Annotated in this window: 20 protein-coding genes; 13 read left to right on the plus strand and 7 right to left on the minus strand. The window is 59.7% G+C overall.

Features of this window, described 5'->3' with window-relative positions; translation table 11 throughout:
- Positions 1–12: 12 nt before the first annotated feature.
- From VWZ85_RS14870 to VWZ85_RS14890, 5 genes are all read right to left on the minus strand, one after another.
- Positions 13–1,068 (minus strand): D-TA family PLP-dependent enzyme, encoded by a 1,056-nt coding sequence (locus tag VWZ85_RS14870; RefSeq protein WP_416589408.1) that lies wholly within the window; start codon positions 1,066–1,068, stop codon positions 13–15.
- Positions 1,065–2,531, minus strand: coding sequence for a M81 family metallopeptidase (locus tag VWZ85_RS14875; RefSeq protein WP_416589409.1), 1,467 nt, complete (start codon positions 2,529–2,531; stop codon positions 1,065–1,067). Before VWZ85_RS14875 ends, VWZ85_RS14870 begins: the two co-directional genes overlap by 4 nt.
- Before the next feature lie 89 nt (positions 2,532–2,620).
- On the minus strand, positions 2,621–3,658 hold the full coding sequence (locus VWZ85_RS14880) for a DctP family TRAP transporter solute-binding subunit (RefSeq protein WP_416589410.1): 1,038 nt from the start codon (positions 3,656–3,658) through the stop codon (positions 2,621–2,623).
- A 37-nt stretch (positions 3,659–3,695) separates the two neighbouring features.
- On the minus strand, positions 3,696–4,979 hold the full coding sequence (locus tag VWZ85_RS14885) for a TRAP transporter large permease (RefSeq protein ID WP_416541094.1): 1,284 nt from the start codon (positions 4,977–4,979) through the stop codon (positions 3,696–3,698).
- 1 nt (position 4,980) lies between these two features.
- Positions 4,981–5,502, minus strand: a complete 522-nt coding sequence (locus VWZ85_RS14890) for a TRAP transporter small permease (RefSeq protein WP_416535573.1) — start codon at positions 5,500–5,502, stop codon at positions 4,981–4,983.
- A 190-nt stretch (positions 5,503–5,692) separates the two neighbouring features.
- On the opposite strand from VWZ85_RS14890, the gene VWZ85_RS14895 reads away from it, so the two are divergent.
- From VWZ85_RS14895 to VWZ85_RS14915, 5 genes are all read left to right on the plus strand, one after another.
- A complete protein-coding gene (locus VWZ85_RS14895; RefSeq protein ID WP_416541096.1) occupies positions 5,693–6,628 on the plus strand; it encodes a MurR/RpiR family transcriptional regulator in 936 nt (311 codons plus the stop codon).
- A 181-nt stretch (positions 6,629–6,809) separates the two neighbouring features.
- The gene (locus VWZ85_RS14900; protein ID WP_416589411.1) at positions 6,810–7,427 is read left to right on the plus strand and encodes a paraquat-inducible protein A; all 618 of its coding nucleotides are present in this window, start codon (positions 6,810–6,812) and stop codon (positions 7,425–7,427) included.
- The gene (locus VWZ85_RS14905) at positions 7,394–8,029 is read left to right on the plus strand and encodes a paraquat-inducible protein A (RefSeq protein ID WP_416538186.1); all 636 of its coding nucleotides are present in this window, start codon (positions 7,394–7,396) and stop codon (positions 8,027–8,029) included. The genes VWZ85_RS14900 and VWZ85_RS14905 overlap by 34 nt, the downstream gene beginning before the upstream one ends.
- The gene (locus VWZ85_RS14910; RefSeq protein ID WP_340546649.1) at positions 8,026–10,110 is read left to right on the plus strand and encodes an MlaD family protein; all 2,085 of its coding nucleotides are present in this window, start codon (positions 8,026–8,028) and stop codon (positions 10,108–10,110) included. Before VWZ85_RS14905 ends, VWZ85_RS14910 begins: the two co-directional genes overlap by 4 nt.
- A gap of 1 nt (position 10,111) precedes the next feature.
- Positions 10,112–10,669 carry a PqiC family protein gene (locus VWZ85_RS14915; protein WP_416538188.1) on the plus strand — a complete coding sequence of 186 codons (558 nt, stop codon included), beginning with the start codon at positions 10,112–10,114 and terminating at the stop codon, positions 10,667–10,669.
- Positions 10,670–10,866: 197 nt separating this feature from the next.
- Here the strand turns inward: VWZ85_RS14915 and VWZ85_RS14920 are convergent, their stop codons facing one another.
- Positions 10,867–11,889, minus strand: a complete 1,023-nt coding sequence (locus VWZ85_RS14920) for a GlxA family transcriptional regulator (protein ID WP_416589412.1) — start codon at positions 11,887–11,889, stop codon at positions 10,867–10,869.
- A gap of 54 nt (positions 11,890–11,943) precedes the next feature.
- Between VWZ85_RS14920 and VWZ85_RS14925 the strand changes: the two genes are divergently transcribed.
- From VWZ85_RS14925 to VWZ85_RS14950, 6 genes are all read left to right on the plus strand, one after another.
- A complete protein-coding gene (locus VWZ85_RS14925) occupies positions 11,944–12,330 on the plus strand; it encodes a RidA family protein (protein WP_340546652.1) in 387 nt (128 codons plus the stop codon).
- Between the two features lie 218 nt (positions 12,331–12,548).
- Positions 12,549–12,959 (plus strand): cupin domain-containing protein, encoded by a 411-nt coding sequence (locus VWZ85_RS14930; protein ID WP_416538191.1) that lies wholly within the window; start codon positions 12,549–12,551, stop codon positions 12,957–12,959.
- A 257-nt stretch (positions 12,960–13,216) separates the two neighbouring features.
- A complete protein-coding gene (locus tag VWZ85_RS14935) occupies positions 13,217–14,671 on the plus strand; it encodes a M20 family peptidase (RefSeq protein WP_416589413.1) in 1,455 nt (484 codons plus the stop codon).
- Positions 14,672–14,889: 218 nt separating this feature from the next.
- Positions 14,890–15,345, plus strand: a complete 456-nt coding sequence (locus VWZ85_RS14940; RefSeq protein ID WP_340546655.1) for an ATP-dependent zinc protease — start codon at positions 14,890–14,892, stop codon at positions 15,343–15,345.
- Positions 15,342–16,247 carry a 30S ribosomal protein S6--L-glutamate ligase gene (gene rimK, locus VWZ85_RS14945; RefSeq protein WP_340546656.1) on the plus strand — a complete coding sequence of 302 codons (906 nt, stop codon included), beginning with the start codon at positions 15,342–15,344 and terminating at the stop codon, positions 16,245–16,247. Before VWZ85_RS14940 ends, rimK begins: the two co-directional genes overlap by 4 nt.
- Positions 16,247–17,290 (plus strand): succinylglutamate desuccinylase/aspartoacylase family protein, encoded by a 1,044-nt coding sequence (locus VWZ85_RS14950; protein WP_340546657.1) that lies wholly within the window; start codon positions 16,247–16,249, stop codon positions 17,288–17,290. Before rimK ends, VWZ85_RS14950 begins: the two co-directional genes overlap by 1 nt.
- A 66-nt stretch (positions 17,291–17,356) precedes the next feature.
- On the opposite strand, the gene VWZ85_RS14955 is transcribed toward VWZ85_RS14950, so the two are convergent.
- Positions 17,357–18,247 carry an AraC family transcriptional regulator N-terminal domain-containing protein gene (locus VWZ85_RS14955; protein ID WP_416589414.1) on the minus strand — a complete coding sequence of 297 codons (891 nt, stop codon included), beginning with the start codon at positions 18,245–18,247 and terminating at the stop codon, positions 17,357–17,359.
- 286 nt (positions 18,248–18,533) lie between these two features.
- Between VWZ85_RS14955 and VWZ85_RS14960 the strand changes: the two genes are divergently transcribed.
- Both VWZ85_RS14960 and VWZ85_RS14965 read left to right on the plus strand, forming a co-directional pair.
- Positions 18,534–19,346, plus strand: coding sequence for an SDR family oxidoreductase (locus VWZ85_RS14960; RefSeq protein WP_416535562.1), 813 nt, complete (start codon positions 18,534–18,536; stop codon positions 19,344–19,346).
- Positions 19,347–19,582: 236 nt separating this feature from the next.
- Positions 19,583–22,462: a Hint domain-containing protein gene (locus tag VWZ85_RS14965; protein WP_416589415.1), complete on the plus strand. Its 2,880-nt coding sequence runs from the start codon at positions 19,583–19,585 to the stop codon at positions 22,460–22,462.
- The last annotated feature ends 259 nt before the right edge of the window (positions 22,463–22,721 follow it).

A 22,721-nucleotide genomic window follows, 5' to 3' on the forward strand; every position in this document is an offset into this window, starting at 1 on the left:
GAAGGGAGGCTGTCACCAGACTGCCCCCCGCGCGGCGACGGGGCAGGCGCCCAGAGATGTGGATCCGCGAATGAGCTCGACCTGATCGAGCATGTTGCTGACCACACAGGCGTGGTTGGGAACGATCCTTAGACGGTCGCCAACGTTGAGATGGATCGCCTCGGCCCGCAGAATGCCGTGTTCCTCGGATAGGCTGTCGACCCGGATATCCGGGCGGCCCATTACGTGGCCATGACCGTTCAGGCCCAGAAGGTCCGAGGTCAGGACTTTGGAGCCGGCGTCAATGATTGCGCGATCTTCGGTCGGGACGGACACCACCGTTGCCAGGACTGTCAGAGCGCAATCATCCCATGTGCAGATGCCCCGCGCCACCAGCGAGCGATCATTGTAGACGTAGGTTCCGATCCTGTATTCGGTCGCGATCGGGACATCCTGCGCCTGCCACATGCCCGGTGAGCCGCCGCTGGACACGACGCTGACTGTCTCGCCCGTTGCGTGAATGCGTGCTCTGGCCTCTGCGAGCCAGTTCTGGACGGATGCGTCTTTTCCAACAGGGGGGTAGGTCATCAACCCGCGAAACGCCAAGCCGGGGCGCGAGGCGATGTAGCGGGCCAAGCTTTCAGCTGCCTGAGCGGTTTGCACACCGCAGCGCCCGGCCCCGGTGTCGCACTCGACCAGCACATTCAGCGGGGCCTCGGCGGTTTCGAAGGCCTGGGACAGGCCGTCGACAGTTTCGGTGTTGTCGGCGACAACGCTCAGCTTCACCTGCTCTGACAGGGCCCGAAGCCGCTTCAGCTTGCGCTCGCCAAGAATATTGTAGGTGATCAGAACATCGTCAATTCCCCCTTCGGCCACCATGGTCTCGGCTTCGCTGATCTTCTGGCAGGTGATGCCAACCGCCCCGGCCGCGATCTGGCGCCGCGCCAGAAATGGCAGTTTGTGGGTCTTGATATGGGGTCGCAGGGATAGGTTGTGCCTGTCACAATGGGCTTGAAACCGGGCGATATTCGCTTCGGCAATATCAAGGTCGACAAGGACTGCCGGTGTGTCGATCTGGGAAAACATCATGAGCCCTCCGATGCGTGCGGGTTTTCCACAATCGGCCAGATCGCGCGGGTCAGCCGTTTGTAAGCCGTCTTGGTGGGATCATTCGGATAGGGCCCGTCGACAGCGGCATAGAGGATCTTGGATGCAACTGCTGAGAATGCGCCGTGGAAGTGATTGGTGGATTTGACGACCAGAATTTTCTTGCTGTGGATATCAATGCCCAGATTGGTGAAGAGATCCGGCGAGAATGCCTGACTGCGGTTGGTATTCAGCACAACCTCGATGCCATCGACCCTGATGACGGAACAATCTCCCAGTGGAACAACCGAGGTCCCGAAGCTTTGCACCGCGTTGTGCTGGTTGCGAAGAACGGTCACGACGGCGTCTATCGGATCACCGGCAAATGCAGAGGTCTTGCTGCCAAATCGCAACTCCAGTTCCGCACCTTCCCCGGCGGCGTGACACAGGCGGACGGCAATGGGATCCCAGATTGTGCCGAAGGCCGCAGAGGTGATGCTCTGGCGTAGCGCTTCTGCGAGGATCAGCGTGGAATCGCCAGCTACGCCGCCGCCCGGATTGTCCCAGACATCGGCAATGACCACGGGGCCGTTTGGTGCATTCTGGGCCAGTCGCAGAGCATCAGCGGGGGGCAGATATTCGGGTTTGGCGATACCTCGAAATGAAAACAACTCCTGCCCCAGCTCGCGGGCAATTTTCTCAGCTTTTGGCAGGTCGCCGTCAGTGATCACGATGATCTTTGCGCCAAGATCGGGGGAATCCCCGGCCATGAACCCGTGAATGGCTGAGACGGACAGAACCTCGCCCGCTGCTTCCATCGCCTTCATCCTGTCGACAAATCCGCGCATCGGGTTGCGGCTGGTCGGCAAGACATCAATCATGCGAACGTCGTAGACTGCTTTTGTTGGCGTGATTTCGCCACGGGCCCTACGCAGGGTCAGGTCTACGCAGGCTTCACCGGTCTCGACAAAATCGGTGTGCGGGAATTCCTTGAACACCGTTATGATGTCGGCATTCTTCACCCGCTTGTCACTCAGGTGGCTATGCGGATCGAAGCTGACGCCGATTGTGGTCTCGGGGCCGGCGATCTGGCGCACGCTCTCGATAAGCGATCCTTCGCAATCGACGCAGCCTTCGGCGATCATGGCCCCGTGCAGGCCAAGCACCACGGCGTCCAGAGGCAGTGCCGCCCGGACCTGATCCATAAGTTCCTGCTTCAGATGGTGCCAGGTGGACGCATTCAGCAACCCGCCAGGTTCGGCCCATGTGGCGGTCCCTTCAATGAGTTCAAACCCTTCCTCTTTGGATCTTCGGCGAAGCGCTGGAAAGACGGCGCTGCACAGGGTCGGAGTGTCAGGGTGCTTTCCCGGAGGGGCGTAGAAGCTCTGCTCGAAATTGGAAAAATCCGTGCGCAACGGGGAAAACGTATTCGTTTCGGTCGCAAGAGATGCGCAGAAGATCCGCATTGTTGTGGTCCAATCCGTAGGAAGATGCCGGAGGTGTGTCTTGGCTTCCGGTGGGCGTTTCCGCCGGATTGCTCCGGCGGAAGGGAGGATCAATCGAGATAGGCGTCAGCGTTTGCCGCGGAGACGGCATCACGGAACTGGCTGAGCAGTTCGCGCGCCTTGTCATCCATGTTTTCGGCGACATGTGCTTCGAACGCAGGCTGAGCCGCCTTTGCCATCGCGGTGCGTTGCTCGGCTGTCAGGGCGGTCACCTCGATTTTGTCCATCAGCCCGGCAAGGCCGCGATCGGATGCCTCAATGATCCGGCTCAGGCCACGGCTGGCCACGACGCAGTTTTCTGCGGCGGTATGGATGGTTGCGCGTTCGTCATCTGTCAGACCTTCATAGAATGCGCGGTTCATCAGAAATGTGTATGGCGAGAACAGGTGGTTGGTCAGCGTCATATACTTCTGCACCTCGGCAAAATTTGCGAAGGAGATGATTGGAACCGGGTTCATCTGACCGTCGATGACACCTGTTTGCAGGCCCGAGTAGACCTCGCCCCAGGACAGTGGATAGGCTTCGGCACCAAGCGATTGCATGATTTTCTGGTGCGATGGCAGCGTCATGGTGCGCACCCGAATGCCGTCAAAATCCTCGAGATTGGCAATCGGTCGTTTTGAGTTGGTGACAGCGAAGAATCCGCCGGTGTCCGGGAAGCCGAGGACGACGACGCCGGGAAGTTCTGCTTCGATATCGGCTTTCAGCGCCTCACCAAAGGGACCGTCGAACACCGCATATGTGGACGCGTTACCCGTAAATGCGAAGGGCAGGTTCAGAATGTCGATGCGCGGATAATAGCTGGCCAGCGCCCCAGTCGATGTCAGTGTCGCCTGGATGATACCGTCCTGCAGCTGCTGCACGTGCTCGGCGGCAGATCCGAGCTGGTTGGACCCAAAAACTTCGACGGTCACCGCGCCATTGGTATCGGCGGCAACGAGGTTCGAAAACACGGCGGTACAGGCATGTGCCGGGTTTTCGAATGGGTTGGTTTTATTGTCATGGCCGAAGCGGATGACGCTTTCTGCGCTGGCAGCATTTGCCGTCGTAATGGCCGCGACGGCCAGTCCCGCGAAAAGAGATTTCATTTTTTCCTCCAGTTGGTTCTTGGTTGGTTGGGTCGTCTTATTGGGCGTAGCCAAGCGCTCTGGGCAGCCACAGGGCCGCGTCCTCCCAGAAGGCAAAGGCGAACAGGATGCCGATTTCCGCGATCAGGAACGGAAGGAGCTTGATCGAAATTCTCTCCAGTTTTTCACCGGTGACGGACGACAGAACGAAGAGGCAGGCCCCCACCGGAGGCGTCATCAGCGAGATGTTGAGGGCGAGAACAAAGATGATCCCCGCGTGGATCGGCTCAAGGCCGACGCTTTCGGTCAAAGGCACCAGAACAGGAGCCAGGATGATGAGAATGGCGGTGATATCCATCACCATGCCGATGAGCAGAAGCAGGCCGATAATGATGGCGATGACCATGTAGCGGTTGTCAGAGAGGCTCAGCACGGTCTTGGCAATCAACTGGGGGATACGTTCGAAACTCATCCACCAGCCAAGAATGCCTGCGAAGGCGATAATGACAAAGATAACGCCCATGATGCGCGCGGTGCGCACAAGCATCATGTAAAAGCTCTTGAAGGTCAGCGTCCGGTAAACAAAAACGCCGATGAACAGCGCATAGGCCACCGCGATAGAGGCCGCTTCGGTTGGCGTGACGACACCGCCCAGAATACCGCCCAGAATGATAACCGGCATCGCCAACGCCGTAAGCGAGGACAGGAATGTCTCCCAGATTTCTCGCAGGGTGGCGCCGCGGATGGCTTTCGGCAGGTTTTCGCGTTTGCCGCCGATGACTATCACAATCATGCAGACGAGGCAGATCACCAGCCCGGGCAGAACACCCGCCGCAAATAGTCCCGCAATAGAGACGCCCATCAATGAGCCGTAGACCACCATGAGACCCGATGGCGGAATGGTCGGCCCGATGATTGACCCCGCAGCGGTCACGGCACAGGCGTAGTCGCGTTTGTAGCCCTCCCGGACCATGGCGGGCACAAGCGTACGTCCGAAAGCGGCGGCGTCAGCCGTGGCCGATCCGGTCAGCCCGGCAAAAAACACCGACGCCAGCATGTTGGTATGTGCCAAACCGCCACGGAACCGCCCGACCAGAACCTGCGCGAGTTTGACAAGGCGGCTGGTGATCCCGATGTCATTCATGATCTCGCCGGCCAGAATGAAGAACGGCATGGCAAGAAACGGAAAGATGTTGAGACCGTTGAAGATCTTGCTCGGCCCAACCGCGAGAAAGTTTCCGCCCCCCATCTCGATAAGGCCGACAACCCCGGCAAGACCGATAGCAAAACCAATGGGCATGCCAAACAATACGAGAACGACAAATGCGGCGGCAACGATCATGCTATCGCTCCTCAGCCTGGCCGGGATCCATGACCGGCGGGCGGTCGACATAGGTGCCCAGATCACGCACCAGGACGAGCAGGATCTGCACACAACAGATAGCGGCAGCGGCGGGGATTGCGGCGTAGAACGGGGCCAGGCTCATCCCGAATATCATCGCGTCACGCGGGGCCCCGCTCATCGCGAAGCCGACGCCGTAATAGGCGACGTAGAGAAACAGCAGCAGCGTCAGAACATCCATCAGTATCAGAAGCGCCTGACGCATCCGGGCCGGAATGGCATGGATAAATGCGGTCAGCCCGATGTGTTCGCGGCGTGAGATGCCGGAGGACACTGCAAGCATCGCGGCCCAGATCATGAGATATCGGGCGATCACTTCGGGCCAGGGGAGCTGCCAGTGAAAGTAGTAGCGGTCCATAACGCCCAGCCAGACATCCAGCACCAGGGCCAGCATCAATGCCGCGACAATCGCTTCGATCACCGCATTGATTTTCGCGCTTGTCTGCGCAAACGCCTGTCGCATGAATATCCCTCCCAAAAAGGCCGGTAGCGTAACCTAGTTACACAATTGCAGGGAAAACTGTGACTATCAAGACAAATTTGTTACTAAGGTCCGTTGTTGCTGCTAAAACCCTCGTATGGCGACCCCGTCTTGCGGAAATTCTGCGCCCTGTGTAACTTAGTTCCGTTGCACCTTCTGAGGGAACTGAAACTTGAAAAGCCCCGCCAACTCGCTGCAGAACCGAGATATCCCGCCGCAAAATGCGCAGCTGAGCCCCGTTGATCTGATCTCCGTCCTACGTCGCACGGACGGTAGTTTTGCGTCGCAGGAGCAGAAGGTGGCGGATTTTGTGCTGGAGAACCTCAATACCATCAGCTCGATGACAATTGGGGATCTGGCAGACAAATGCGGTGTCAGCAAACCCACGGTTATTCGTTTCTGTCGCAGCCTTGGTTGCGAGGGCTACCGGGATTTCAAGCTGCGGCTCGCTCAGAATGTTGCGGTCAGTGCCCAATATCTGTTCGGCGACGCAGACGATTCATCGAACTCAGGAAATTCAACGCTCGATCAGGTTCTGGGAGCGGTATTTGCCACCCTGAATGTGATGCGGCGTCAGGTTGATGTTGACCAGCTGATGCAGGCCAAAGCCGGGATTCTGGGGAAACGCCAAATTCTGTTTGCCGGAATAGGCGGTGGATCGTCCACAGTCGCACAGGAAGCATCGAACCGGTTTTTCCGCCTTGGCATCCCGTCATACTTTGTCAGCGACAGCTACGTCCTGCAAATGCGCGCGGCTGCGCTTGGTCCGGAAGACGTTCTGTTTCTGGTGTCGGCAAGCGGTGAAGCGGATGCAATTGTGGGGGCGGCAGAAGTCGCCAATGGATATGGCGCAACAACCATCAGCCTGACGAAACCCGAAACACGCTTGTCATTGCAGACAAAGATCTCAATTCACACCGATCTGCCCGAAGACAACGACATCTATAAGCCAACCGCATCCCGCTATGCGCATCTGGCCATCATCGACACGCTTGCCATGATGGTCGCGCAGGAACAGTCCAGTGAGACCAAGGAAAACCTGAGGCGCATTCGTGCGTCCCTGACCGCCTACCATGGCCGGACAGGCCCGCAACCGCTCGGCGATTGACGACATTCGAGCCGATCATAGGGGCGGGCGCGAGCAAGCTCTTGCTGGCGCGAAGGGCATTGATGACCAGATAGGAGCGGCGTCGCCCGAAGGGCCGAAGAGGAAAGGCTCCCGTCGCAGGCCGAGGCAGAGTAACATCCGAATCGTTGCGGATTGCGCAGCTTGGCCGGGTGGGGATGGTATGGATATCGAACAGCTAATTGCCTGTCCTGTCTGCGACGTGCTGCATCGCGACCAGGCTGTGGCGGCGCATACGGTGGCCAGATGCGCCCGATGTGGCACGGTGCTGGCGGCCCCCAGAACCGGTGCCATGACCCGGATCGCGATGTTGTCGCTGACCGCTCTGATCCTGCTGGTCGCCGCTGCCGGTTTCCCGTTTCTGGAGCTGAAGGCGCAGGGGTTGTCTCATCGGGCCTCGGTGCTGGATGCGGTCATGGCCTTCTCGCGCGGGCCGATGGCGCCGCTGTCTCTGGCGACCGGTCTCCTGATCGTTCTATTGCCTGCCGCACGCTTCAGCGCGCTGATCTACACCTTGGCGCCGATGGCTCTGGGCTGGCACCCTGCGCCGCGCGCTGCAGCTGTCTATCGCTGGGCGGAGAAGCTGAAACCCTGGGCGATGGCAGAGATATTCATCATCGGTGTGGCGGTGGCCCTTGTCAAAGTCTCCGGCCTGGCGCGGGTCGGGCTGGGGCCTGCGTTCTGGGCCTTTGCAGCGCTGCTGGTGGTGACAATCCTGACCGACAATTCGATTTGCAGGCTGACTGTATGGAAAACACTGAAGACGCGCAGCGCTTCCTGACCGCCGCTGCGGCCGGGCTGGTCGGCTGCCGCGCCTGCGGCACGGCGAACCCCGGAGGCGCGCGGTCCTGTGGCTGCTGCGGCAGCAGCCTGGAGCCTGCCGGGCCGGGTGGCCTCCAGCGTGTCTGGGCCTGGCTCGTGGCGGGGATGATCGCCTATGTTCCCGCCAACCTATACCCGATGTTGCGGACCACCACCTTTGGTCGCAGCTCCGAGAATACACTGATTGGCGGCATAGCCGAGCTGTTCAGCCATGGCGCCTATGGGGTTGCCTTTATCGTTTTCCTTGCGAGCATCGTAATCCCGGTCGCAAAATTCCTGGCCATCGCCTATCTTGCAGTTTCGGTCCGAAGGCCCGCAGCCTTGGGCAGCCATGGTCGACTGGTGCTCTACGAGATTGTCGAATTCATCGGACGGTGGTCGATGATCGATGTTTTTGTCGTGGCGATCCTGACCGCCCTGGTCCAGCTGGATTTTGCGGCGGCCATCACGCCGGGGATTGCAGCGGTCAGTTTTGCATTGTCGGTTGCCTTCACTATGCTGGCGGCTCAAAGTTTCGATCCGCGCCTGATCTGGAACGCGGAAAAGCGAGAATATGAATGAGCACCCCTGAACCCGCCCCGATGACCATCGCTGCGCAGCGTGTCTCGCCCTGGCGGAATCTCTCTCTGGTCTGGCTGGTACCGCTGGCTGCTTTGGCCGTATCGCTTGGGGTAGCCTGGAAGGCCTATAGTGATCGCGGCGTCCTGATCCGCATCACTTTTGAGAACGCCTCCGGCATCGTGGCCAATGAAACGACAGTGCGCTATCGCGACGTTGTTATCGGCCAGGTCGAGGATGTGGGGTTTGCCGAGGACCTGAGCAAGGTCGCCGTATGGGCGCGTATCGACAAGAAGGTTGCCCCCTATCTGGATCAGGATGCCGCCTTCTGGGTGGTGCGCCCCGAAGTCAGCGCGCGGGGGATCTCGGGTCTCAGCACGGTATTGTCCGGCGTCTACATCGAAGGCGCCTGGGACCAGGACCGGGGCAGTGCCGAAATCAGTTTTGAAGGGGCCGACCGGCCGCCCCTTGTGCAGCCGGGCCGGGGTGGGCGGCGGATTACCCTGCGCACCAACGACGGGCGGATGATCTCCGAAGGCGCGCCGGTGCTTTTCCGCGGCATCGAGGTTGGCCGGCTGGAAAGCCCGCGTCTCACCGTCAGCGGCAACAGCATTGTTGTCGATGCCTTTATCGAGGCGCCCCATGACCAGCGGATCAATTCGGCGACGCGTTTTTGGGATACATCCGGCTTCTCGGTTTCCATTGGCGCCAGCGGGCTGTCGCTTGATGTGGATAGCATCGCTTCGCTGGTGGCAGGCGGGATCGAGTTCGACACGGTATTCGATGGCGGCCGACCGATCAGTTCGGGCGCCGTCTTCGACATCCACCCGGATGAGGCCGCAGCCCGCCGCACGGCCTTTGCCCGTTCGCTGACGGGCGGGGTCGCGGTTTCGGTTGCCTTTGGCGAGTCGGTTGCTGGCTTGACCAGCGGCGCCGCGGTCAAACTTGGCGGGGTGAAGGTCGGCGAGGTCAGCAGTCTGAACGCCGCGATCGAGAACGGGACCGACGAGGCAGAGGTCAGGCTGATTGCCAAACTGATGCTTGAACCGTCGTTGATGGGCCTGCCGCCGGGAGCGGGCGAGACCGAAGTGCTGGATTTTCTGGAGCAGGCGACCGCAGGCGGTCTTCGGGCCAGGCTGGCTGCGGCCGGGCTGTTCAGCTCTGAGCTGATTGTTGAATTGGTCACCTTGGATGCGGCGGAGCCTGCACTCTTCAATCGCAACGCGGAGCCCTTCCCCGAATTGCCCAGTGCGCCCTCGGACCTGCCCGATTTTACCGCAACCGCAGAAGGCGCATTGGAGCGGATCAGCGAGCTGCCCGTCGAAGAACTGATGGCGCAGGCGATCGCGACCTTGGCCAGCATTGAATCCCTGGCCTCCGCTGAGAGTACCCGGCAGGCGCCTGCGGCGGCGGTGGCCCTGCTGGATGAGACCCGGTCGCTGGTCGCGGACCCGGAGACGCGGGCGCTGCCGGGGGAGCTGCGTGCAGCTGTGGCTGACCTTCGCGATATTCTGTCTGAGTTGCAGCAAGGCAGAGCGGTGGCCAGTTTGACAGAGGCTTTGGAGCAGGGCAGCCAGGCCGCATCCAGCCTCGCGGCGGCATCGGAGGAATTGCCGGCGCTGGTCAGCGATTTCCGCGCCCTGGCAGCCAAAGCCAACGCATTGGAAGCCGAAGAGTTTATCCGGTCCGCCAGCCAGCTGATGCAAAGCGCTGACAGCATGATCGATTCCGATGGCGCGCGCGCGCTGCCTCCGGCCCTGACCAGCGCGCTGGATGAAATGCGCCTCACCCTGTCGGAGCTGCGCGGCGGCGGGCTGGTAAACAACGCCAATGCGACAATGGCCTCGGCCCGCAGTGCTGCCGATACCGTCGCGGCCGCAGCCGAGGGGCTGCCGGCGCTCTCAGCCCGGCTGGAACGGCTGGTCGCACAATCCGAGACCTTGATCACAGCCTATGGCGCCCGCTCGAACTTCAACTCCGAAGCGCTGGATGCGCTAAGGGAGTTCAAATCGGCCGCCCGTTCGGTCTCCCAGCTTGCCCGCAAGATTGAACGTGACCCGAATTCCCTTTTGTTTGGAAAGTAAGATGAAAAAAGCCATGTTCCTGACGCTGACCCTTCTTGCGATGGCAGCCTGTGCTCCGACCAATGATGCCCGGTATCTGATCTCTGCGGCCCCGGGCGAGAAGATAGCCAATCTGCGCTCCCGTACGATTGAGGTCCGGCTGGCCTCTCTGCCGTCTTATGCGGCTGCGTCCGATATGGTCGCCGAGGGGGAAGGCGGCGCGCTCTTTGCGCTTGGTGGTGCGCAATGGGCGGATGATCCGGCTCGCGGCATAGCCGCCGCCCTGGCCCGTGGGCTGACGGAACGCACTGGCGCCTCTGCCGCAATCGAACCCTGGCCGCTGAACACCGGCCCTGACGCCCGTCTGGATGTAAGGGTGGACCAGGCCTATGCGCGTGCTGACGGAGTATTCGAGCTGACAGGCCAGTTCGCGGTCTCCTCCCCCGAAGGCACAGTGCGGGAATTTGTTAAGCGTTTCGACATCCAGACACCCGTCAGCGGTGAAGGGCCATCCGCAACCGCCGATGCGCTCGCCCTGGCCCTGGCGGACCTCGCCCGGCAGATCTCTCTGGCAATGTAGTGGCCTGCCGCGAAGGGGACGATGAAAGGGGCACTGCATCGCCCTCACAACATTGAGCTGACAGTGTCTATTCGCTGTTGGGAGTCAAAGGACACCGATCAGGCCGCAGCTCACAGGGGTGTTCGGAGGCAACCCGGCCTTGCAGCAGGTTGAAGCGTACCGGGTACACTCCGGCGACATCGGTCGGGCGCCCTTTGTCAGCGATTGCTGTGGTCACCACCAATGGCGGTTTCCCCGAACCGGTTCCGATAGTCGGTTGGCAGGATGCCTAGCAGTTTCATGAAGCTGCGCCGCATTTTCTGTTCAGTCATATATCCTGACAGCGCGGCGATTTCCTTAATGGGTTTCCTGCTGCGTTCCAGATATATTCGGGCGACTGCAAGCCGCCGCTCTTCGACGAAGCGCGAGGGGGTTTGGCCAAATTCATGTGTGAAATCGCGGTGCAGCGTCCGCTCGGTCGCGCCTGCTATCTCGGCCATCCTGGACACGCTCCAGGCGGCGCTCGGGTCTTGTTCGATGAGGTTATAGAGTTCGGTCAAACGCTTGCTTGATGTCGCCTGTGCCTTGAGCGGTTCTGAGTACTGAGATTGTCCTCCCTGCCTTTGCATGAACACCACCATTTCCCGAGCGACGCGCAAGGCAACCCGCCGTCCGTGATCCACTTCAACAAGTGAAAGGGCGAGATCAATCCCGGCCGTCACACCTGCCGAACAATGAAATTTGCCGTCATGGGTGAAAATTTCGTCCAGATGCCAATTGACACCCGGAAACCGCGCGCGGGCCAAGTCTACCCGTTCCCAATGTGTCGTGGCTTTTCTGCCGTTCAATAGCCCGGCGGAGGCGGTAAGGAGGCTACCTGAGCAGATCGAAACGAACCGCCTTACGTGAGGGTCCATTCGCGTCAGAAAACGTTGCAGGAGCGGATCATCAAGCCGTTGATCGACAACGGGGCCGCCCGGAACGATGAAGACATCCGCCTGGGTCATGGTTGCGAAGGATCCATGAGCGCGGAGGGTCAATCCAGTGTCGGTTACAACATCCGCGCCGTCCTCGCTTACAATGGCAATGTCGTAAGCTTGCCAACCCAAGATCTTGTTTGTGGATGTGAACACCTGTGCCGGACCGGCCACGTCCATCAGAAGGACGTCGGCGAGGCCCATGATGACAACAGATTGAGGGCGCTTTGTCTGATTTTGAAGGCAGATGGTCACGTCTGACATCAGTCATGCAGCCTAGGATGCTGTCAACAGCTTCCTTTGCAGTGAGACCAGCACATGCCACGCCAATTTATCACCGACGTCCCGGGTGTCCCCACATCACGCTCGCCGATTTCTCAAGCGGTCGTCGTTGGGAATACCTGCCATATCTCGGGTCAATTGGCCGTATATGAGGACGGCTACCGACCTGGCAGCGCAGCCGAAGAGACTGACAGGGCTTTCGATCTGGTGTTTAAAATCGCTGCCGCAGCCGGGTTCTCTTTGGAAGAGATCGTTTATGTGGATATCGCGTTTTCTGACATTGAACGGGATCTGGCGGAGGTAAATGAAGTCTGCCGAACGCGGTTCTCACAGTTTCCGGCAAGGACCATCTATGAGGCTGCGCGACTGCCTTATGGTGCAAAAATCAAGATACAGGCCATCGCGATGAAAGACGGCCTGTGATCGAAGAATAAGGTCGCTTTCGGGATGATCATTGGTTTGGCTGCGGTGGCACCTTTTACGGGGGGCTGTCGCCGGGCGGCGTGACACGCGGCGGCTCGGTGCGCTCGTCAACCTGTCCAATTCAAAGGGGATCGTCTTCGGTATGCGCCTGATGATTGGGCGAAGCTGAAGCGGATACCTGCTATTAATGATAAGACCATGCAAAGGGATGGGAAACGATGACCGGTAAGACAGACAACACCAAATCCGCGCAGACATCAGCTGCGCGAACCGCATCGGCAAGATCAAGCGACGTGGTGCGACACCCTTTTTCGGATGTTGCTAGACAGCTGACCGAAGCTGCGCCCTTTGACGTCGTGTTCGAGACGCCTGAGGTGACCGTGGAACTCTACGCGCCTGTCGGCATAGACAAACAGAAACCGCATGAGCGGGATGAACTCTATATTGTCGCGACCGGTACAGGTACTTTTTCGCGCGGTGACGAGTTGGTGCCATTCGGGCCAGGCGATCTGCTTTTCGTTCCCGCCCACGTGCCGCATCGCTTTGAGAGCTTCACTGACGACTTTAAGGTCTGGGTGATCTTCTATGGAGATGTGCGGTTCAAAGAGACAGGTGCCCATCCGAAATAGCCGCCAAAAGCGAAGCCTGAGAAGCGGCGGAACGGGTGCTGCGCGGTTCAGTCATGATCCCTGGTCCGCAGGTGGCGCTCACATTATGCCACAGCGTCCCGTAATGGTGTGGCGGTCGGTCGCCATCTCGAGATGGAGTGGCAAACTTCGGGCTCCGCTTTCAGAAATTCGGGATGGCTGTCGTAAGGTCATCTTTGACAGGTTATCCAACTGTGTCTCTGCTCGGCGGTTAGGGCGTGTTGGGAGGGCGCGGAGACATGCGGACGATTTTTCGAAAGAGCCTGCTGGGGCTATTGGGTGTGTTTGTGGTCATGCTCGCCGTCCTTGCGATCAATACGATGCGATATCGGGCTGACATACGGACCGATGTGGCAGCCTATAGCCTGGGTGCGGATATTGGGCAGGCCACGGAGTTGCTGTCTCGGGCTATTCAGTTTGAGACCGATAGCACCAAACCCGATGCAGCTGATTTCAGCGCCTTCACGGATTTTCTTCAGCAGGCGTTTCCGGGCGTCTTTGCAGCTGTGGATCTGGAGATGATGGCTGCGAACACGCCGCTCCTGAGGTGGCAGGGAACTGACCCAGACCTCGCCCCCGTTCTTCTGGCAGCGCATTATGACGTCGTGCCCATCGCACCGGGATCATTGGATCGCTGGGATCATCCGCCTTTCGCCGGTGTGGTTGCCGACGGCTATATCTGGGGGCGCGGGACGTTGGACAACAAGGGCGCGCTGATCGCAATGCTCAGCGCGGCCGAGCATCTCATCCAAGAGGGTTTCACCCCCAAACGGTCTGTCTACTTCAGCTTCGGTGGCGATGAGGAAGTTGGTGGCGACGGCGCGCGGTCTGTCGCCAAACATCTGAACCAACAGGGGATCCAACTGGCCTGGACATTGGACGAAGGGTCTTTTGTACTCGACAACGTGATCCCCGGGCTCGATGTGCCGGTGGCAAGTATCAACCTGTCCGAAAAAGGCTTTCTGACAGTGAAACTGGTGGCGGAGGCCGAGGGTGGGCATTCTGCCCTGCCACCCAAGATGACGGCTGTCGGGCGTATCGCCCGCGCGGTTGATCGCGTGCAGAATTCACCGCTGGAAGGTGGGCTTGACGGTGTGACGGCTGAGTTCTTTGATGCTTTGGGTCGTCACTTTACCTTGGACAAGCGCGCATTGTTTGCGAACCAATGGCTGTTCAGCCCCCTGCTTGAAACGGGGCTTTCGAATGCGGCCTCGACCAATGCGATGCTGCGCACGACGACAGCGCCAACCATGTTGAGCGGATCAAACAAGGCCAATGTTCTGCCGACCGAGGCGACCGCCACGATCAACTTCAGACTTCATCCGCGGGATACTGCCGAACATGTGATTGCGCATATCGCGAAGGTCATTGACGACCCGGAGATTGACATCGTTTTTGACCCTGCGGCGGTGCGCGAAGCCTCTCCTGTTGCAAGCTCATCTGCGCAGGGGTTCGAGGATATCGAGAGTTCGATCCTGTCGGTTTTTGGCGAGATCGCATCCGTTCCCGGCCTGACAATTGCGGGAACGGATGCCCGCCACTACGCACAGGCTTCGGACAACGCATATCGCATCAATCCGTTCCTGGTCGAAGACGATGATATTGCGCGTTTTCATGGAACGAATGAACGCCTGTCAGTTGCAAACCTGGAGCGCGGGATCAATTTCTTTGGCGCCCTCATAACCAGACAGTAGCGCAGAACCGGCCCGCGGCTCAGCTGCCCCCGCCGCACTGTCGCTATTGAGGCGACCGGCGGCGGGGTTTCCGCGGATCGGGCAGGCACCCCTTGTGGATGCTCATAACCCTCGCTGTTCATTTGCAAAAGACCGTTCTGACAGTCCGCTACCCCAATTGGCTAATCATTCGGGAGCTGTCATAACAGGGGCAGCTATGGAAACAGGAGACGATTCATATGCTCGTTGTCGGCTGGCAGGAACGGGTTGATCTCCCGCTTCTTGGACTTACGAACCTGAAGGCGAAAATCGATACAGGTGCGCGCACATCGGCGCTTCATGCTACAGATATTGTGACGTTCGAACGCGATGGCGTTCCTTGGGTTCGTTTCCACACACGGTTCGACGATGATTCACACGACACCGATGTGGAATCTCCGATCCATGATCAGCGAGAGATCAAGAACACCAGCGGCATTCCGGAAACCCGGATCGTTATCCGGACCAGATTTCGGATATCGGACCGCTTGTGGAAGATCGATCTGTCGCTGACCGAGCGTACCGAGATGAAATTCCGCATGATTGTGGGGCGCACGGCCCTGCGCGGGCATTCCATCCTGGTGAACCCCGCCAAGCGCAATTTGACGGCACCGAAACCAGCAGCCGCAATCGTCGGCAGAAGGAAAAACTCATGAAAATCGCGTTGCTCGCCAGAAACGCCAATCTCTATTCCCACAAACGGCTGGTGGAAGCCGCCGAGGAACGCGGTCACGAGATCCACGTCATCAATACGCTGCGGTGCTACATGAACATCGCGTCGCGGCGCCCGGAGATTTATTACAACGGGGAAAAACTGGAAGGTTACGATGCGGTCATTCCGCGGATCGGGGCCTCTGTCACCTTCTATGGCATGGCGGTTCTGCGCCAGTTCGAGATGATGGGTGTCTACCCATTGAACGAGAGCGTGGCGATCGGGCGGTCGCGCGACAAACTGCGCTCAATGCAGCTTCTGGCGCGCGACGGGGTTGGCCTGCCGGTGACGACCTTCGCCCATGATCCCAAGCAGACCGAAGAGGTGCTGGAGCTTGCGGGCGGTGCGCCTCTGGTGATCAAGCTGCTGGAGGGGACACAGGGGCTTGGCGTTGTTCTGGCCGACACGAATCGCTCCGCGAAATCGGTCATTGAAGCGTTTCGTGCGACCGACACGAATATCCTGATCCAGGAGTTCATCAAGGAAGCCGGCGGGACCGACATCCGCGCGATCGTGATCGGGGGACGGGTCATCGCGGCGATGAAGCGTACCGGGGCCGAGGGGGAATTCCGGTCCAATCTGCATCGTGGCGGCTCGGCGCAATTGATCAAACTGTCGCCGGAAGAGCGCTCAACCGCCGTGCGGGCTGCGAAATCCATGGGGCTGAATGCCTGTGGTGTCGACATGCTGCGTGCAAATCACGGGGCGGTGGTGATGGAGGTGAATTCCTCCCCCGGACTGGAAGGCGTTGAAAAGGCGACCGGTCTTGATGTTGCTGGCAAGATGATCGAGTTCATCGAGAAGAACGCCAAACCCGGCAAAACCAAAACGAAGGGCAAGGGCTAATGATCAAACGCCCGGGGTTTGATATCGGCGGGGAGCTGATCCCGCCCGGCACCCGGCGCACCGTTGATCTGCCTGTCAGTTCACTGTCAGACCATACGCCGGTGAATATGTCAGCCCATGTCGTTCATGGCAAAACGGAGGGGCCGGTTGTCTTCGTCAGCGCAGGGGTGCACGGCGACGAGGTGATTGGCATCGAAATCGTACGGCGACTGCTGAAATCACCTGCGTTGCGGGGCCTCAAGGGCACGTTGATTGTGGTTCCGATTGTGAACTCTTTTGGGTTCATTAACCGGTCCAGATATCTGCCGGACAGGCGGGATCTGAACCGCTCTTTCCCTGGGAACGAGGGCGGATCGCTTGCTGCGCGTCTTGCGCATCTGTTCCTGAAGGAGATCGTGTCGCGCTCTGATGTCGGGATCGATCTCCACTCGGCGGCGATCCACCGGATCAACTATCCGCAGGTGCGCGTGTCGCCGGAAGATGCCGTGGCACGGGAGATGGCGGATGTCTTCGGCGCCCCGATCATCATGGAATCGGCGATACGACAGGGATCCCTGCGAAACTCGGCAAAGGAGCTGGGAAAGACCGTTCTGCTCTATGAGGCGGGTGAGGGTCTGCGATTTGATGAGGTTTCGGTGCGCGCCGGGCAGGCGGGCATTCTCAGGGTGATGAAATCATTGGGGATGATTTCCGCCCGCGGCGTGGCGCCCGCCAAGGCGCGCCCGCAGTTCTGCCCGTCCAGCAAATGGCTGCGGGCGCCGATGGGTGGCCTGTTTCGCAGCCTGAAGGCAGACGGCGATCCGGTGCGCCAGGGCGACGTACTGGGGGTGGTGTCTGATCCCTTTGGCGAAGAAGAAACCGAGGTCGTCGCGCCGTTCGATGGTATCATCGTGGGGCGGGCGGTACTGCCGGTGGTGAACGAAGGTGACGCCGTGTTCCATCTGGCGCGCGTTCAATCCATGAAACAGGCCGAGAATGCCATGGATGATCATTCATCACAGCTCGCGGATGATCCCATGTTCGACGAGGATGAGATCATCTGATCCAGGCGGCATGGGCATTTCAGTGTTCCCACTGTTGTCCGAAAGCCCGCGGCGAGACAGGGGGGGCTAGGTCGGTGTCGCGGTATCGCGGTCCTGCCTTGGAGATCTGCCAAACTTGCGGGAGTATTCGCGCGAGAACTGCGCCGAGCTCTCATAGCCGACGGAAAAAGCTATTTCCGACACTTTTGCATCGGTTGACCTGAGCGCGTCGCGGGCTTTCAGAAGGCGCAGATCCTTTTGGTATTGCAGCGGGGATGTGCCGGTCACGGCCTTGAACTGTTCGAAGAAGGCAGAGTTGCTCATGCCGATCCGGTCGGCAAGCTCGCCGATTGCGATTGTCTGCGAGAGATTTGCCTGAAGGTCACGGGTTGCGAGATGGATGCGGCTTGCTGTGCTTTGGTGCCAGAGCAGCCGTTGCAGACCAGCCGCGTGCTGCCCGATCAGCAACCTAGCGTGGACTTCGCGAGCGGTGATCGGGGCCAGCACTTTTGCTGTCTCAGCCCCCTCGCATTGGTTGAGATAGCGCGAGAGGGCCTCCTCAAGGCCGGGATCGGTATCACACAGGCAGATCGAAAACGGGTCGCAAGGAGTGGACGTCGAGGCGGGCGGCACCGCAGATGCCAGAGACCGCAGCACATCCAGGTCCAGTGGGAAGACAAGTGCCGTGTAGGGGTGTTCGGCCGATGCCTGGGTGATGCGCGAGATGACCGGGAGTGTATGGCTGACCACGAGGGACTGGCCCGCGCTGACGGTGAGGGTTCTGTGGTTTGAGCCGACGGATTTTGCGCCCTGCAGAATCAGACATAACAAAGGTCTGTAGACGGTCGACTCCAGCCCTGTGCTGGCGTGGAGGCGCAGCATATGCGTGTTGCTGGCGTCGTGGTGTATCGCGCCATCCCTGACCCCCGACCGATCCAGTATCGCGGTCACCTGTGCGTATAGACTCTGCTCGGCCATGTAGCTTTTCCTCCAGGGCTGCTTCGGACATAGCAGTCGGCGAGGTCTCTACATAACAGAAATCACCAGTTTCGGAGGATCAGGCAAGTATTCTGGATAATCGAGAAAGAATAACGGCGGGTCGGAGAGCATTGTGGCATCAGTGATGGTTTTGAACTTCAACAGAGGGGAGATGCACTATGATGGAAAAGGCGACGAGCCGATGCCTCACCACATCACCCGCCATGTCACGACGCGCGTCGGTATCGAAGAGATGTTCACGCAGAACCCCTGAAGGAGAGCGACTATGAAAACCATTCTGATTACGGGCGCCTCGTCGGGTATCGGCGAAGCCACTGCCAGACACTTTCAGGCGCAGGGCTGGAATGTCATCGCGACCATGCGAAGCCCCGACAGCACGGGCGAGCTGGCGGCACTCGACAACGTCCATCTGGCGCGGCTGGATGTGACCGACCCGGCGTCGATTGCAGCGGCGGTCAAACAGGGCATTGAGCGTTTTGGCCGAATTGATGTGCTGCTCAACAATGCAGGCTATGGCGCCTATGGCGCGCTTGAGGCGTTTTCGATGGAGCGGATCCGGCGCCAGTTCGACACCAATGTGATCGGGTTGCTGGAAGTGACCAAGTCCGTGTTGCCGCATATGCGGGAGAACCGGTCAGGCACGATCATCAATATCTCCTCCATCGGCGGACAGATCACATTCCCGCTCGGCACGCTTTACCATGGCACAAAATTCGCTGTCGAAGGTCTATCGGAAGCGCTGCATTACGAACTGGAACCGCTGGGCATCCGGGTTCGGATTGTCGAGCCGGGCATGATCAGGACAAATTTCGGTGGCAGCTCCTTTGATTTTGCACTGGATGACAGCCTGCCTGACTATGCGCCCACGGCTGAGGCCATGGGGCGGGTGTTCAGCAGGCTGGCCTCCAGCCCGTCTGCCCCCGCAACCGTCGCCGAAGTGATCTGGGAGGCCGCCAATGACAGCGGCGACCGTCTGCGCTTTCGGGCCGGGCCAGATGCTGTTGCGCTTCTGGATCAGCGGCATCAGCAGGATGACGCCACATTTATCGGTGGCATCAAGGAGCTGATGAAACCATAGTTTCAACGGTTTCGGCGCTGGCTTTCAGCGGTTGCAAAGTGACGCCGGGAGATCGGGCCGGATATCGGTTCGGGCGGGCCGTTTTACGGCTGGAACACGCGTTTCGGCGCCAGTTTACTCTTTTTTATCGCAAGACCTCTAAATTGGCTTTGGTATGTGTAGATACCATTGGCCATGGGTCCGTTCCCACTGGTCATGAATACTGCGTTTTGATCAGCTAAGGATTGATACCCGCCATGCCCCGTCCAAGTTGGCTCGAAGATCTCCTTGCTACTCTTGTCGGTGGCCGGGGTAATGACAGAATGGGCGGCACCACCGGTGACGATACCATGGATGCCGGTGAGGGAGACGATACCGTTGCCGGTGAGGAGGGCAGCGATGTCATCGACGGGGGCCTCGGCAATGACGTCATCTATGGCGACATGGGGGACGGTTTTGCGCAGGGGGCAAACGCTTCACCGCTGACGCTCGACATCAACAACATCCAGAGCGTGGTCCATGACGGCAGCACCGGCTCCGTCGGGAACTATGCGATTTTCAGGGATATCGCTAAGCTTGAGGATGGCACCAGCATCTCCGGCAGGCTGATCCTGCTTGAAAAATCCAACGCCAATATGTCGGTTGAATTCGGCTATACCGCCGGCGCGGAAATCCTCCTGACCGGGAACCAGTCGGGGGATCAGGCCAAATTCCGGCTGGAGTTTTTTGATCCCATAACTGGTGAAACGGTCTATCTGAACTCGACCGCGACCTTCAACGACATTGATGACAACAGTCAAACCGGCGACGCCGAGGCGGTGATCATCGATGGCAACAGTTTCACCTCTTTTGGTATTTCCTCCGATTCCTCGCTGACCACGGGTATCGACGGAAATGTGGTCAAGGCCACCGGTTCGGAACTGAACGATTATACGGATCAGGATTCCTGGTTCTCTGCCTCGTTTGAGGATCGTTCGTCGATCGAGTTCACCCTGCAGACTCGTGTCGGATTGTCGGGTTTTACCCTATCGGGTGATATTCTGGACGATCCGGTCACCACGATCATCGAACAGGGCGCCGATACCGTGCTGGCGGGCGACGGCAATGATATTGTCTATGGTCAGGGCGGCAATGACTCCATCATGGGCGAGGAGGGGGACGACCATCTGGAGGGCGGTGATGGCGATGACGTCATGGATGGCGGCGTCGGCGCGGATACCCTGATTGGCGGCGAGGGGGGCGATACCCTCTCCGGCGGTGACGGCGATGACTATATCGAAGGTGGTGCCGGTGATGACCAGCTGTCCACCGGAATTGGCAACGACACGCTGATCGGCGGCGAGGGCAATGACACCCTGAACAACTCGGCCGGCGATGACAGCCTGGTCGGCGGGGTTGGCAACGACAGCATCGTTGCGACCGACGGTTTTGACACGCTGGAAGGTGGCGATGGCGACGACACCATGTACGGGGGCAATGACGGCGACCTCTTGCTTGGCGGCGCTGACAACGACCTGATGTATGGCGAGTCCGGAAACGACAGCCTCGACGGCGGTGATGGCAACGACGTCATGGACGGCGGCATTGGCAACGATACGTTGATGGGTGGTCTCGGGGCCGATACCATCTCCGGTGGTGACGGGGATGATTACATTGATGGCGGCGATGGCGACGACAGCCTGACCACCGGCCTCGGGAATGACACGCTGATCGGGGGTGCAGGCAATGATACCCTGCGCAACTCGGCCGGTGACGACAGCCTGGTGGGCGGGACCGGCGATGACAGCATCGTCGCAACCGATGGCAACGACACGCTGGAAGGCGGCGATGGCGCCGACACGATGTACGGCGGCAATGACAACGACCTGCTGGTCGGGGGCAGCGGCGCTGACAAGATGTATGGCGAAGCGGATGCCGATACGTTCCAGATGTCGGACGGCTTTGGCAATGACACGATCTCGGGCGGTGAGGCCGGCAATGACTCCGACCACATCGACATGTCAGCAGTCACCAGCAGTGTCACGGTCACCTATACCGGGTTTGAAGCGGGGCAGATCACCGACGGCGCCGATACGGTCACCTTCAGCGAGATCGAACGGCTGACCCTGACGAACCAGGGCGATGTGGTTGATGCCTCCGTTGACAATGCCGGTGTCAATATTGATGCCGGTGCCGGGGATGACACCATCACGCTGGGTAGCGGCCAGGACTCGATCATCGGCGGCGCCGGCGATGACCGGCTGATCCTCACCCAGGCGGGCGGCGTTGATACCGTCGGCGATTTCGATCTCAACGATGACGATGGCAATGGCTTCTACAACGATCAGCTGGATGTTTCGGGGCTGACTGGTGGCAGCGGAGTCGGCGGCGCGGTCATGACCAGCGATGTTGTCGTTTCCGACGATGGTTTCGGCAATGCCCTGCTGACCTTTCCGGGGGGTGAACAATTGGTGCTGCAGGGGGTTACCCCCGCACAGATGAGCAGCCACAATCAGCTCTATTCAGCGGGGATCCCCTGTTTTACCCCGAATGTCCTGCTTGCAACGCGGCGGGGGGCGGTTCCGGCCGGTCAGATCCGGGTCGGCGATCTGCTGCAAACCGCTGACAACGGCTTTCAGCCGGTGATCTGGGTCGGCAAGCGTCATCTCAGCTCGGCCGAGCTGCTGCAGCGCCCGCATCTGCGTCCCTATTGCCTGCGCCCCGGTGGGATCCTCTCGCCGGAGCGTCCGATGCTGCTGTCACCCCAGCATCGCCTGATTGTCAGTGATCGCGCCCTAATGCCGGATCATTCCCGCGACGAAAAGTTCATCTCGTCGAAATTGCTGGCCGAAGCGGATCCAGACTTCACCTGCCAGATCGCGCATCACGCACCCGTCACCTATGTGCATCTGATGACCGAGCAACATGAGGTTATCTTTGCCGAAGGCATCGCGACCGAAACTTTCTGGCCCGGCCCCGAGGCCATCCGAGGCCTTTCGGTCGATGATATGCGAGAGCTGCTGACCTTGTTCCCCGACCTCGCTGCGGTGCATGGGTTGACCGGCGAGCCTGGACGTAGCCGCGTGCGCGGAGCCTATGGCGATCTTGCACGTCGATCCCTCAGGCGCCGCGACATCGGGCATCTGCACGCGGCCTGACACGGCGCGAGGGCGAGGGGCGCTGACGCTCGCGCGGCGCAAGGTGCCCGATCTGAGTATCGGCATGACCGCAAGGTGACCACGCCGCGTGACCGCATATCTGCTCGCAGCACATCTTTTCAAGCCATCGTCGCGTGCGGCGGGCGTCATGAGCGGATGGTGGTTGTGCTGTGGCCGTGGTCTTCGGCTCAGGGTCTATTATGCGCTGCCAAAAATGCAAAACGAGGAGATGGTCGCCCATTTGCCGCCCCCCGTTCTG

The sequence above is a fragment of the Phaeobacter sp. JH20_29 genome (genome assembly GCF_048056175.1).
Classification (GTDB): domain Bacteria; phylum Pseudomonadota; class Alphaproteobacteria; order Rhodobacterales; family Rhodobacteraceae; genus Phaeobacter; species Phaeobacter bryozoorum.

What these genes read in the sequence shown, in the direction of transcription:
- VWZ85_RS14870 (WP_416589408.1), bottom strand. Translation starts at nt 1,068, where the DNA reads ATGATGTTTTCCCAGATCGACACACCGGCAGTCCTTGTCGACCTTGAT.
- VWZ85_RS14875 (WP_416589409.1), bottom strand. Translation starts at nt 2,531, where the DNA reads ATGCGGATCTTCTGCGCATCTCTTGCGACCGAAACGAATACGTTTTCC.
- VWZ85_RS14880 (WP_416589410.1), bottom strand. Translation starts at nt 3,658, where the DNA reads ATGAAATCTCTTTTCGCGGGACTGGCCGTCGCGGCCATTACGACGGCA.
- VWZ85_RS14885 (WP_416541094.1), bottom strand. Translation starts at nt 4,979, where the DNA reads ATGATCGTTGCCGCCGCATTTGTCGTTCTCGTATTGTTTGGCATGCCC.
- VWZ85_RS14890 (WP_416535573.1), bottom strand. Translation starts at nt 5,502, where the DNA reads ATGCGACAGGCGTTTGCGCAGACAAGCGCGAAAATCAATGCGGTGATC.
- VWZ85_RS14900 (WP_416589411.1), top strand. Translation starts at nt 6,810, where the DNA reads ATGGATATCGAACAGCTAATTGCCTGTCCTGTCTGCGACGTGCTGCAT.
- VWZ85_RS14905 (WP_416538186.1), top strand. Translation starts at nt 7,394, where the DNA reads ATGGAAAACACTGAAGACGCGCAGCGCTTCCTGACCGCCGCTGCGGCC.
- VWZ85_RS14910 (WP_340546649.1), top strand. Translation starts at nt 8,026, where the DNA reads ATGAGCACCCCTGAACCCGCCCCGATGACCATCGCTGCGCAGCGTGTC.
- VWZ85_RS14915 (WP_416538188.1), top strand. Translation starts at nt 10,112, where the DNA reads ATGAAAAAAGCCATGTTCCTGACGCTGACCCTTCTTGCGATGGCAGCC.
- VWZ85_RS14920 (WP_416589412.1), bottom strand. Translation starts at nt 11,889, where the DNA reads ATGTCAGACGTGACCATCTGCCTTCAAAATCAGACAAAGCGCCCTCAA.
- VWZ85_RS14925 (WP_340546652.1), top strand. Translation starts at nt 11,944, where the DNA reads ATGCCACGCCAATTTATCACCGACGTCCCGGGTGTCCCCACATCACGC.
- VWZ85_RS14930 (WP_416538191.1), top strand. Translation starts at nt 12,549, where the DNA reads ATGACCGGTAAGACAGACAACACCAAATCCGCGCAGACATCAGCTGCG.
- VWZ85_RS14935 (WP_416589413.1), top strand. Translation starts at nt 13,217, where the DNA reads ATGCGGACGATTTTTCGAAAGAGCCTGCTGGGGCTATTGGGTGTGTTT.
- VWZ85_RS14940 (WP_340546655.1), top strand. Translation starts at nt 14,890, where the DNA reads ATGCTCGTTGTCGGCTGGCAGGAACGGGTTGATCTCCCGCTTCTTGGA.
- rimK (WP_340546656.1), top strand. Translation starts at nt 15,342, where the DNA reads ATGAAAATCGCGTTGCTCGCCAGAAACGCCAATCTCTATTCCCACAAA.
- VWZ85_RS14950 (WP_340546657.1), top strand. Translation starts at nt 16,247, where the DNA reads ATGATCAAACGCCCGGGGTTTGATATCGGCGGGGAGCTGATCCCGCCC.
- VWZ85_RS14955 (WP_416589414.1), bottom strand. Translation starts at nt 18,247, where the DNA reads ATGGCCGAGCAGAGTCTATACGCACAGGTGACCGCGATACTGGATCGG.
- VWZ85_RS14960 (WP_416535562.1), top strand. Translation starts at nt 18,534, where the DNA reads ATGAAAACCATTCTGATTACGGGCGCCTCGTCGGGTATCGGCGAAGCC.
- VWZ85_RS14965 (WP_416589415.1), top strand. Translation starts at nt 19,583, where the DNA reads ATGCCCCGTCCAAGTTGGCTCGAAGATCTCCTTGCTACTCTTGTCGGT.